Below are 10,185 nucleotides of genomic sequence, written 5' to 3'. Positions count from 1 at the left end.
TCGATGCCGCCGTGATGCACCTCCAGTCCGCGCGAGCGCGCGACCTGCACCGCGCCAGCGTCGAAATCGAGCCCTTCCACCTGCCATCCGGCTTGCCGGGCCAGCATTAGAAAGCCACCATTGCCGCAGCCCACATCGAGCAAGCGCCCGCCGCCTGCTGGGAGCGGCGGCAGATGGCGGCATTCCGCATCGGCCGCCGTGCGCAGCGACGGCAGCAGCGGCAACAGCCAGCGCCCGATCGGCAACGCCGGGCTGCGCTGCAGGCCGTAGCGATGGTTTTGATAGCCGTTGATCAAGTCGTGCAGCAGACTGCGGATGCGGCCCTTGCGGCGCACGATGGGATGATCCTCGGCGTCGTGGGTGTAATAGCCCGCATAGGCGCGACCGATGCTCTCGGGTGTCGGCCTGGGGTCGAGATAGCCGCTGGCGCACTGCGCGCAACGGTACAAGTCCCACGCGCCATCGGCGACGCAGAACACGCGGTCGGTCAGCCCCTTGTAGAGCAGGCTGCGCTCGGCGCTGCCGCACACCGGGCAGTGCGGCACGGATTCAAGGTCCGCCTGAGGCCAGGGGCGTGGGGTTTCGCTCATGGTGCGATTTCCTTGTGGGTGCCCAGCCGGGTGAGGCGCAGCATGCGCAGTGCCGCGAACGCACAGGCCACGACGAGGACGACGATGAGCGCCAGTTGCACTTGGCCATGCAGCGCATAAACCACCCACAGCAGCGCGCCGGCCGACAGACACAGCAAGCCCACGCCCCGCGCCAGCGCCGCGCGCTGCGGGCGATGCAACCACCAGGCGGTGAAGTACAGCAGCGCGGCGTCCAGCGCCACGCGCAGCGTCCACGCCAGCGCCGCGCCGGTGATGCCGAACAGATGCACCCCGGCAACCAGCAGCACGGCGAACACCGGCAGTTCCAGCAGGTGCAGCTTGGCGGTCAGGTCGGAGCGGCCATGCGCTTGCAGCAGGGCATAGGGCAGATGCGCGGCGCTGTTGAGGAATATGCCGATCAGCAGCAGTTGCAGCACCGGCGTGGCCGGGCCTGCAAAACTGGCATCGAGCCAAAGCGTCAGCAAAGGGTGCGCGAACACTGCGCCCACGAGCACCGCAGGCAACACCAGCACCATCACGGCACGAATGGCCAGCGCCAAAAGCCGCGTCGAGGCTTCGGGCCGGGACTGGGTTTCCGCCAGCGCCGGGAACAGCGCGTTCATCGCCGTTTGTGGCAGCGACGTGGCGCGAAACGCGGTATCGAACGGCACCGTGTAATACGCCACCACCGCCGGTGGAAACTGGCTGGCGAGGTAGAAGCGGTCGGCATAGACCATCAGCGGGCCGATGAGGTTGCTCACCGACAACCAGCCGCCAAAACGCAGCGCGTGGCGCAGGTCGGCGCGGCTCGCGGTGACGCCGGGTTCGCGCGGCAACTGGCGATGCAATTGCGTGAGCCACAGCAGCATCCAGACCACGCGCGTGGCGGCCAGCGCCGCGATCACCCAGCCCACGTCGGGGCGGATCAGCGCCACCCCCACCGGCAGACCGAACTGCAACAGGCTCATCGGCATGCGCCACAGGCTGAGCAGGCGGAATTGCTGCAAGCCTTCCAGTGTGCCCATCGCCCCGGTGGCGGCCAGCGCGAACGGGATGGACAGCGCCAGCGCGCGCAAGCCGAAAATGGTTTCGCGCGCCATCTCGCCGCTGAGCGAAAACAGCCGGCCCACCAGAAACGGCGCGGCCCACCACAGCGCCACCAGCCACAGCACGCCGAAGCCCGCGAGCAGGCCGATGACGCGCCACACCAGCGCCGCCACCTGACCGCGCGAACGGCCCTGCCCGAGGCTGCTCGACACGGTTTGCGTGAGTGCCCGGCTGAGGCCGAGATCGAACAGGCCCGAAAACCCGATCAGCCCCAGCGCCAGCGTGAACACGCCCAGCCGCGCCGCGCCCAGCGCGTGCAGCAGGATGGGCAGCGCCACCAGCCCCACGCCCAGCGAAACCAGTTGCCCGCCGACGTTCCACAAGGCGTTGTGGGCGACCTTGCGGCTCATGGGTTGGGTGTGAGCTTCATGTTCGGCAACGGCCTGTCGTTCCCAAGCACCACATGGCTCGGGGAAAGTGGAGGGCAGATCGCTGGGCTCATGCAACGATCTCGATCCCGAACTCTGCCATGAGCGCATCGGCGCTGACGAGTGGTAGTTGCTCGACACTGGCTTGTGCGGCCAGCAGGCGGTCGAACGGGTCGCGGTGGGGCGTGTTCCAGCTCCCGGCCTTGAGTGCGTGCGCTGTCGTGATGGGGAGTTCGCTGGCACTGAGTTCGCGCAGGGTCAAGGCATACTGATCGAGCAGGACTGCAGCGCCAGACAGCTTGCCCAGCCGGTGCTTGGTGGCGATCTCGAAGGCCGATGCCGCGCTCACCAGCAGGGCGTTGCCGGGGTCTTCAAGCAGCGAGCGCAGGTGCGGGCGCAGGCGCTCGGGCTCCAGCACGGCCCAGAGGAAAATGTGGGTGTCGAGCAGCAGCCTCATGCTTCCCAGGCCTTCAGTTCCTCCTCGGGCAGGGGGTCGAAAAAGGTATCGTCCACACGACCTTGCAGAATGCCCAGGCGGCGCTTGGCGGGCTTTGCCAGCGGCATCAACCGCGCATACGGTTTGCCCGCTTTGGCGAGGATGATTTCTTCGCCCGCGTGCGCCTGGTCAATCAGCCGCGAGAGATGCGTTTTGGCGTCGTGGACATTGACGATTTGGGGCATGGCAATCACCTTAGCTAAGTTACTTGGCTAAGTCTACCGCTGCACGCAGGCACTGTCACCCGTCCCGCTTGTAGGTCAAGTTGGTGATCTGCTCGGAGATCAGGCCGATCAGAAAGACGATGACCGCAGCGCTCATGAGCAGCGCGCTCATATTGGTGAAACGGTGGCCGATGGTGAAGGTGTAGGCGTAGTTGCCCAGGCCGAGCAGGAAGAAGCCCGCGGCCACCGGGGCGAACAGTTTGAGCGGCGAATAGAGCGTCGCGATTTTGAAGATGATGAGCAGGAAGCGCACGCCGTCGCGCAGGGGACGAATGTGGCTGGTGCCCACGCGCTTGGCGGCCACGATGGGCACGTAGGCCACCGGGTAGGCGCTGCGGAAAAACGCCATGGTCGAGGTGGTGGGGTAGGAAAAGCCGTTGGGCAGCAGGTGGATGAATTCGCGGAACTTGGCGGCCCGTGCGGCGCGAAAGCCGCTGGTGAGGTCGGCGACCTCGTGGTTGGTCATCCAGGTGGCGAGGCGGTTGTACAGGCCATTGGCCAGGCCGCGCCCCACGCTGGCCTGGGAGCCGTCGCCACGCGCGCCGACGGCCATGTCGTAGCCCTCGGCGAGTTTGGCGAGCAGCCTGGGAATGTCGGCAGGGTCGTGCTGGCCATCGGCATCCATGAACACCAGCACCTCGCCGCCGGCGGCGCGCGCGCCGGTTTTGATGGCCGCGCCGTTGCCCATGCCGTAGTGTTTGCTGATGACGCGCGCGCCGGCCTGCTCGGCAACGGCTGCGGTGGCGTCGGTGGAACCGTCGTTCACCACGATGATTTCGGCCTCGGGGTAGAGCGCGCGAATGCCCGCAACAGTCCTGCCGACCGCACCCGCCTCGTTGCGGGCGGGGAGGATGATGGAGAGACGGGCGGCTTGCGCAATGGTGTCGGCCGGCAGGCCAAGGGTTTCCGGCTGGGTCAGAAGCATGGTCAATCCGCCCAAAGGCCCGATGGCGGCATTTCGCTGGCGCTACACCGGCGCGCTCGCGGGGCTTTGTCAATGGCACATTTCACGGCGGCGGTCATGGCAAATCCTTCCGGCTTGCTGGCAATCGGTCCATTATCGTGCGGCAGGCGGTGGCGCTTTCGCCGCGATTTCTGCGGCGAGCACCTTGCGCAAATGCGCTTCGCTCTGCTGATAGAAGCCGACATGCCGCAACCAGCGCTGGTGGATGGCGGCCATGCTCCAGCCGCGAATGCGTGCCAACGGCGAAGGCACGGCGTTGAGCAGATCGAGCGCCAGTTGCTGCTGCCCGGCGCTTGCCAGTTCCACTGAAAACCGCAGGCGCGCGCCCACGGGCAAGTCGGGCAGGCGCAAGGCTTGCAAGTCGAGCGTGTAGGCCTGCTGCACGTCGTTGTGCGCCAGGGCGCGCAGCGCCAGGCGGTGCAGCAGATCGCGCCGCACCGTTGCGTCTTGCGCCTGCGGGTTGCGCAGGGCGGTGTCGATGAGCTGCAGCTCGAAGTCAGGCCCGAAAGCGGTGCACTGGTCCATGCCGTCCAGCAGCTTGCCGAACTGGTATTGGGTCACGTTGTCGGTGAGGCGCGCATGGCCTGCGGCCTGCAACAAGGCCGCGCGCAGGCCGGTTGGGGCCTCGCCTTGGGCACACGCCACGCCGGCACGGTTGATGAGCAGAATGAGGCTGTGCGGATGCTGCTGCAGCGCCGCGTTCAGCAGCCTGGCGGCTTCGGGGTTGTTGCCCACGCTGGTCCAATAATTGGCCAGGTAGCCTTGCGCGCGCGGCGAGTCGGGGTGTTCATGCGCCCACACCAGCGCCAGTTGAAAGGGCTTGCCCCAGACCTCGGCACGGCGCGCGGTTTGCAGTGCGAACAGGGCCAGCAGGGCGATGGCGAGCCAAAGCGGCCAGCGGCTGGGACGTGGTGAAGCGACATCCCCCTTCTCACCTCCCCCACCGGTGGGGGAGGTGAGAACACTCCCTCCCCACGCGTGGGGAGGGCCGGGGTGGGGATTGGGGAGGGCCCGCACCAGCGCCATCGCCAGCGGTAAGAACATCAACCCCGCGGGCAGGTAGTTGCGATGCTCGAAGGCGAGTTCCAGTTGCAGCCAGGTCGACTCCATCACCTGCCCTGCCAGATAAAACCCCACCGCCGCGCCCGCCGCGGCAACCACCGGATGCCGCGCCCTGCGCGACAGCGCCGCGAACACGAGCAGCGCCAACATGCCCAGCACCGCAAACAGCGTGGACAGCGGCTGCAGCAGCCCGGTGGACAGGACGATGTCGTCGTGGAACAGGCCGCCATCGTGCGTGCGCGCCAGCCAGATGTCGCCCAGATACGTCCAGACGATGCGGCTTTCGGTCAGCAGCCGTTGCAGCGGCGTGAAGTCGCGCCCGGCCGTGGCGCCTGTCCACAGCCCAGGCAGGTATAGAGCCAGGTAAGCCAGCACCGCCAGCGCCGGTAGCCGGATGAACACCCAGCGCCAGGCCAGAAACGCGCGTCCGCCCTGTTCCAACGCGGCGTGGTTGCGGTCGAACACCAGCGCCTCCAGCACCCAGGCCAGCAGCGGCAGCAGCGCGCCGTTCTCTTTGCTGAGCACCGCAAGCAGCGTGCCCAGCGTCAGCGACACGCTCATCCACGCATAGCCCGCACGTTTGCGCCCCTGTCCCAGCAGCGCCCGCCCATGCGCGTAGCCCCACAGCCCGGCGAACACGAAGGTCGCGGCCAGCATGGCCATGCGCTGCACCACGTACAACGTGGTGGACACCCAAAACGGGTCGAGCAGCCACAGCCCCGCGGCCAGCACCCCGGCCCAGGCCGCTGGCCTGCGCGCCATGCCGAGTGCGCGTGCCAATGCCGCACTCAAGCCCGCGAGCAGCACGCCGTTGAGCAGATGCAAGGCGACATTGGTCAGTTTGAATGGCTCGGACGCAGCGGGCCAGTTGCGCGCGTCGAGCAGAAATGTCGCCAGCGACAGCGGCCTGCCCGTCGGCCCGGCGAAGCCTGAGGTGAGGAAGGCCGCCACCTTCCACCAGGTATCGATGCGGCCGTAGTCCCCCAGCGTGGCGAGGTTGGAATAGTCGTCGAACAAAAAGGGGCCGTTGCGCCCGGGCCAGTAGGTCAGCCAGGCGATGGCCAACAGCGCGGCGAGGGCGAGGAGCGGGGCAAAGCGGCGGGGCGCTGTGCGTTGCATGGGTGATACGGGGTGCTCGTTCACGGAGAACACCTCCCCACCCCAGCCCTCCCCACGCGTGGGGAGGGGGTTTCTAGCTCCTCCTCCACCTTGTGGGAAAAGTCGGGAGGGGCATCCTTGAGTTCGCAACGCGCTGTTTTCTCCTCCCCCGCCCTGTGGGGGAGGTCGGGAGGGGCATCCTTCGGCTCGCAACGCGCTGTTTTCTCCTCCCCCGCCCTGTGGGGGAGGTCGGGAGGGGGAGGTATCGTGCGCACATGGTTCGCCGCCAACTGCGAGTGAATCGTCACCAGCACTCCTTCGATATTGCTCAAAACATCGTTATTCCAGAAGCGCAATACCGTGTAGCCCTGCCGCTGCAGAAATGCGTCACGCCGCAAATCCGACTCGGCCCCGTTGTGCTGTCCGCCATCGACTTCCACCACCAGACTGCCAGGGATGCACACGAAATCCACGATATAGGGGCCAATCGGTGTCTGGCGACGAAACTTGACGCCGAGTTGCTCGGTGCGCAAGCGACGCCATAGCAGGCGCTCGGCATCCGTCATGTTCAAGCGCAAGTCGCGGGCGCGTTCGGTCATGGGATGCGTCACGGCGAGCTCCCAACCCCAGCCTTCCCCAATCCCCTCCCCGGCCCTCCCCACGCGTGGGGAGGGAGTGTTCTCACATCCACCACGGGTCGGGGAGGTCGAGAGGGGGATGTTGAGGATGAGGCTTTTTGCTCCTCCCCCACCCCGTAGGAGAGGTCGGGATGGGCCCCTCGCGCATCGCGCAGCGCCGTTCTCTCCTTCCCCACCTCGTGGGGGAGGTCGGGATGGGCCCCTCGCGCATCGCGCAGCGCCGTTCTCTCCTTCCCCACCTCGTGGGGGAGGTTGGGAGGGGCCTCTCGTGCATCGCGCAGCGCCGTTCTCTCCTTCCCCACCTCGTGGAGGAGGTTGGGAGGGGCCTCTCGTGCATCGCGCATCGCCGTTCTCTCCTCCCCCACTCCGTGGGGGAGGTTGGGAGGGGGAGAGGCTTTGCTTGCAAGCGCCGCTTTCTCTGCCAATTCCCCCGCCAACTTGCGTATCTCATCCCGGTGGATGCCAAACCGGTCCAGCTCGCGCATGCGCTCCAGCACATGGCCGGCGTCGCCGTACAGCCCCGCCGCCATTTGCATCACCACCAGATTTTTCCAGTAGTCGTACTTGCCGGGGTCGAGCGCCACGGCGCGCAGCATCAGGTGGTAGGCCAGCGGATTGTCGTGGCCCAGGTTGGCGGCGAAGTTGGCCTGGAGCGTGATCAGGTCGGGGCGGTTCGGGTTGCGCTGCACGGCAAAAGCAATCACGCCGCCGAGCTGCTGCAAGTCGCTGGGCGTGTAGCGGCACACGCCGTTGATGCTGCACTGAATCAGGCTGTAGAGCGAGCCCACGTCCTCCGCGCTCATCGGTGATGTGGCGATGGTGTGGTGCATCTCGGTCCACCAGCGCGGCTGCACCGGCAGGCTGTTCTTCGCGGCCATGAACACCAGCGCCTGCAAGGGTTGCAGGTCGGCGCCGGGCAGCAGCGCGCCCTGCTCCATCTGCCGCATGCCGAACTGGAACAGCGTGCTGTCGGTACCCTTGGCCATGATGAGCATCATGCGGCCCAGATCGTAGCTGGCGCGGGGCGACCGGGGGTGCGTGGTCGCCTCGAAATACGCCAGGCGGTACGGATTGCCCCAGACCTGCGCGCGCAGCACGGTGAACAGGCCGTACAACGCAATCAGCGCCGCCATGCCGCCCACGGTGAGCAGGCGCAATGTGCCCCGGCGCTCCTTGTCCGGCGGGCTCCATGTGAACAGCAGGCCGAAGAGCGCGAGGAACACGCCCCAGTCCGGCAAATAGTTGCGGTGCTCGTACACCAGCTCCAGCGGCACGAAGGTGGACAGCAGCGACTGCCCGGCGAAGAACCACAGCACGCCGAACGCAAACAGCGGCAGGCGTTTGCGCAGCCACAGCGCAGCCGCCAGCAAAGCGGCCAGAAACGCCCAGCTTGCCGTCGTGGTCCAGGGCGACAGCCAGCCGGTGGAAACGCGAAGATCGTCGTGATACAGGCTCAGCGCATTCGGCGTGGGCAGGATGATCCAGCGCAGATAGTCCACCATCACCCGGCCTTCGGTGAGCAGGCGCTCGCTCAAGGTGAAAGGCCGCGCCGCGTAGGCCGAGCCATTGAGTGCGCTGGGCAGCAACCACGCCAGGCCCAGCACGCCGGGGATGAACAGCAGCACGAGATAAACCGGAATCAGTGGGTTGATGGCTTGGAACCTTCTCCCCACCACCCTCCTCCCGGCCGCCCCTACGCGCGGGTGAGGTGAGAACGCTCCCCCCTCACCATCCCCCTCCCGGCATCCCCCACGCGTGGGGGATGAGAGAACACCCCCTCCCCACGCGCGGGGAGGGTTGGGGGCAGCAGCCTGTGGTTCCGAACCTTGAAGAAGAACACCCCCGCCCCACGCGGGGGGAGGGTTGGGGTGGGGAGGGGGTTGGGGAATGGGGAGGCCTGGCCCAGCACCATTGGCGCCAGCCAAAACCCCGCGCAACACCACCCACTCCAGCACGAAGGCGTAGGCGGGCAGCATGACGCCGGTTTCCTTCGCCAGCACGGCCAGCACCGTGCCCAGCGCCAGGCTGCCCCAAATCCAGGCCATGGCCCCGCGCCTGCCCTCGATCAGCCGCATGCGCCCATGCCAGTACGCGAGCAGACCCAGGAGCACGAAGCACGACGCCAGCGCCTCCTCGCGCTGCACCACGTACAGCACGGCGGTGAGCTGGATGGGAGCCAGCACCCAGGCGGCGGTGACCAGCAAGGCCAGGGTTGGCGCGCTCACCAACCATCCACCAGACCGCCCCAAGGCTGGCTGGCCCTCCGGGGGGGCTGGCAGTGCTTGCTCTGCCGTGTGGGCACTCGCCGGCTTGACTCGGCCAGCCGGCTGCTGGCGCTCCAGCCACCCCAGCACCCGCGCCGACAGCAGCCACACCAGCCAGCCGTTGAACAGATGCAGCAGCACATTGCCCAGCTTCAGCGGCCATGGGTTCATGCCGGTGAACCCCATTTGCGCCGCAAAACTCAGCATCGACAGCGGCCGGTCCAATGGCCCGGCATGGCCGCTCCAGATGGCGTGCCAGAAGTGGGCGTGCAGCGCCGTTTGGGCGAATGCGGCGTTGTCCACCAGATTGCCAAAATCGTCGAACACGTACCCGCCGGCCAACCCCGGCCAATAAACCAGCAGGCCGAGCAGGAGGATGGCCAACAACGCCGCGATCCGCAAAAAATGGGGTCTGTCCCCCTTTTTTTCTTTTTTTGCTGTTTTCATTCAAGCCAGTTTTCGACGAAGAGAAAAATGGGGTCAGACCCCATGCAGGGAGGGCAGTTTCGGTCTGCCCGGTATTCCGGGTATGGCGCGGCGTCCGAGTGTCCGCTGCAATTCCTGGGCGAACCGCGCATCACCGAGGGCATAACTGCCATGCAGGGCGGCGCGAATCTCATCCACAAGTCCGGGTGCGAGCTCGGATTGGAACAAATCACGATACGCCGCCTGCCGCTCGGCGGTGTTCGCGCCCAAGGCCGTATAAACGGCGTGCGCCTGAATCAGCGCATCCTCCTCGCCTTGCGCGTTGGTGCGGTAACTTGACCAGCGATAGTCGCCCGGATGCTCCACCATGCGCACCCGCACCGGGTTCAATTCGATATAGCGCTGGCAAGCCAGGAAATAACCCTCTTGCTGCACCAGACTGGAGCGGAACCTGCCCTCCCACAGCGTGCCTGTGCGCCGATAGGTGCGGTTGATATATTGCACATAGCGCTGGCCGAGGGTTTTCATCAGCAGCCCGGGCGCATCCGCATGGTCGGAGGACAGCAGCAGATGCACATGGTTGGTCATCAGCACATAAGCGTGAATGCGGCAGTCGGTCTTGCGCGCGGCATCCAGCAGCCAGTCGAGGTAAGCGCGGTAGTCCTCATCGGCAAAGAAGCACGCCTGCCGATTGTTGCCGCGCTGAATCAGATGCAGCGGGACATGGGGCAGTGTGAGCCGTGGGCGCCGTGGCATGGGGTATGAGCGGGGATGGGTCAAAGGGGAGGATAGCCGAAAAATGGGGTCTGACCTTGCCCCTGGGTCTGTCCCCCTTTCTCCTTATTTCTCCCCTTAATCGGCATAGGGGGCGGCTCGTCAGAGCCGCACCCCTGCCACACCACCCGGCGTGCGGGTCCGCACCGGGCGGTTCGCGAGCTTGAGGTCATG

General features: G+C 66.5%; 9 protein-coding genes. All 9 read right to left on the bottom strand.

Annotation, left to right across the window (positions count from 1 at the left end):
* A partial coding sequence (locus ACYCUK_RS21615) for a class I SAM-dependent methyltransferase (RefSeq protein ID WP_461596695.1) occupies positions 1-590 on the bottom strand: 590 nt, incomplete at its 3' end.
* The gene (locus ACYCUK_RS21610; protein WP_461596694.1) at positions 587-2,047 is read right to left on the bottom strand and encodes a flippase; all 1,461 of its coding nucleotides are present in this window, start codon (positions 2,045-2,047) and stop codon (positions 587-589) included. The genes ACYCUK_RS21610 and ACYCUK_RS21615, both read right to left, overlap by 4 nt.
* 88 nt (positions 2,048-2,135) lie before the next feature.
* Positions 2,136-2,522, bottom strand: coding sequence for a type II toxin-antitoxin system VapC family toxin (locus tag ACYCUK_RS21605; protein WP_461596693.1), 387 nt, complete (start codon positions 2,520-2,522; stop codon positions 2,136-2,138).
* Positions 2,519-2,746 (bottom strand): type II toxin-antitoxin system Phd/YefM family antitoxin, encoded by a 228-nt coding sequence (locus ACYCUK_RS21600; RefSeq protein WP_461596692.1) that lies wholly within the window; start codon positions 2,744-2,746, stop codon positions 2,519-2,521. The genes ACYCUK_RS21605 and ACYCUK_RS21600 overlap by 4 nt, the downstream gene beginning before the upstream one ends.
* Positions 2,747-2,801: 55 nt before the next feature.
* The gene (locus ACYCUK_RS21595; RefSeq protein WP_461596691.1) at positions 2,802-3,710 is read right to left on the bottom strand and encodes a glycosyltransferase family 2 protein; all 909 of its coding nucleotides are present in this window, start codon (positions 3,708-3,710) and stop codon (positions 2,802-2,804) included.
* Between the two features lie 132 nt (positions 3,711-3,842).
* Positions 3,843-5,930 carry a hypothetical protein gene (locus tag ACYCUK_RS21590; RefSeq protein WP_461596690.1) on the bottom strand — a complete coding sequence of 696 codons (2,088 nt, stop codon included), beginning with the start codon at positions 5,928-5,930 and terminating at the stop codon, positions 3,843-3,845.
* Positions 5,931-5,950: 20 nt separating this feature from the next.
* The gene (locus ACYCUK_RS21585) at positions 5,951-6,520 is read right to left on the bottom strand and encodes an endonuclease domain-containing protein (RefSeq protein ID WP_461596689.1); all 570 of its coding nucleotides are present in this window, start codon (positions 6,518-6,520) and stop codon (positions 5,951-5,953) included.
* Entirely contained in the window at positions 6,517-9,198 is a 2,682-nt protein-coding gene (locus ACYCUK_RS21580) for a tetratricopeptide repeat protein (RefSeq protein ID WP_461596688.1), read from the bottom strand. Before ACYCUK_RS21580 ends, ACYCUK_RS21585 begins: the two co-directional genes overlap by 4 nt.
* A 93-nt stretch (positions 9,199-9,291) precedes the next feature.
* Positions 9,292-9,993 (bottom strand): transposase, encoded by a 702-nt coding sequence (locus ACYCUK_RS21575; protein ID WP_461596687.1) that lies wholly within the window; start codon positions 9,991-9,993, stop codon positions 9,292-9,294.
* Positions 9,994-10,185 lie beyond the last annotated feature (192 nt).

This window comes from Thiomonas sp. (assembly GCF_054608695.1).
This window is presented reverse-complemented; position numbering and strand designations above follow the sequence as displayed.

Bases quoted from the DNA above. Each gene is read 5' to 3' on its own strand.
- ACYCUK_RS21610 (WP_461596694.1), bottom strand. From the start codon at position 2,047: ATGAGCCGCAAGGTCGCCCACAACGCCTTGTGGAACGTCGGCGGGCAA.
- ACYCUK_RS21605 (WP_461596693.1), bottom strand. From the start codon at position 2,522: ATGAGGCTGCTGCTCGACACCCACATTTTCCTCTGGGCCGTGCTGGAG.
- ACYCUK_RS21600 (WP_461596692.1), bottom strand. From the start codon at position 2,746: ATGCCCCAAATCGTCAATGTCCACGACGCCAAAACGCATCTCTCGCGG.
- ACYCUK_RS21595 (WP_461596691.1), bottom strand. From the start codon at position 3,710: ATGCTTCTGACCCAGCCGGAAACCCTTGGCCTGCCGGCCGACACCATT.
- ACYCUK_RS21590 (WP_461596690.1), bottom strand. From the start codon at position 5,930: ATGCAACGCACAGCGCCCCGCCGCTTTGCCCCGCTCCTCGCCCTCGCC.
- ACYCUK_RS21575 (WP_461596687.1), bottom strand. From the start codon at position 9,993: ATGCCACGGCGCCCACGGCTCACACTGCCCCATGTCCCGCTGCATCTG.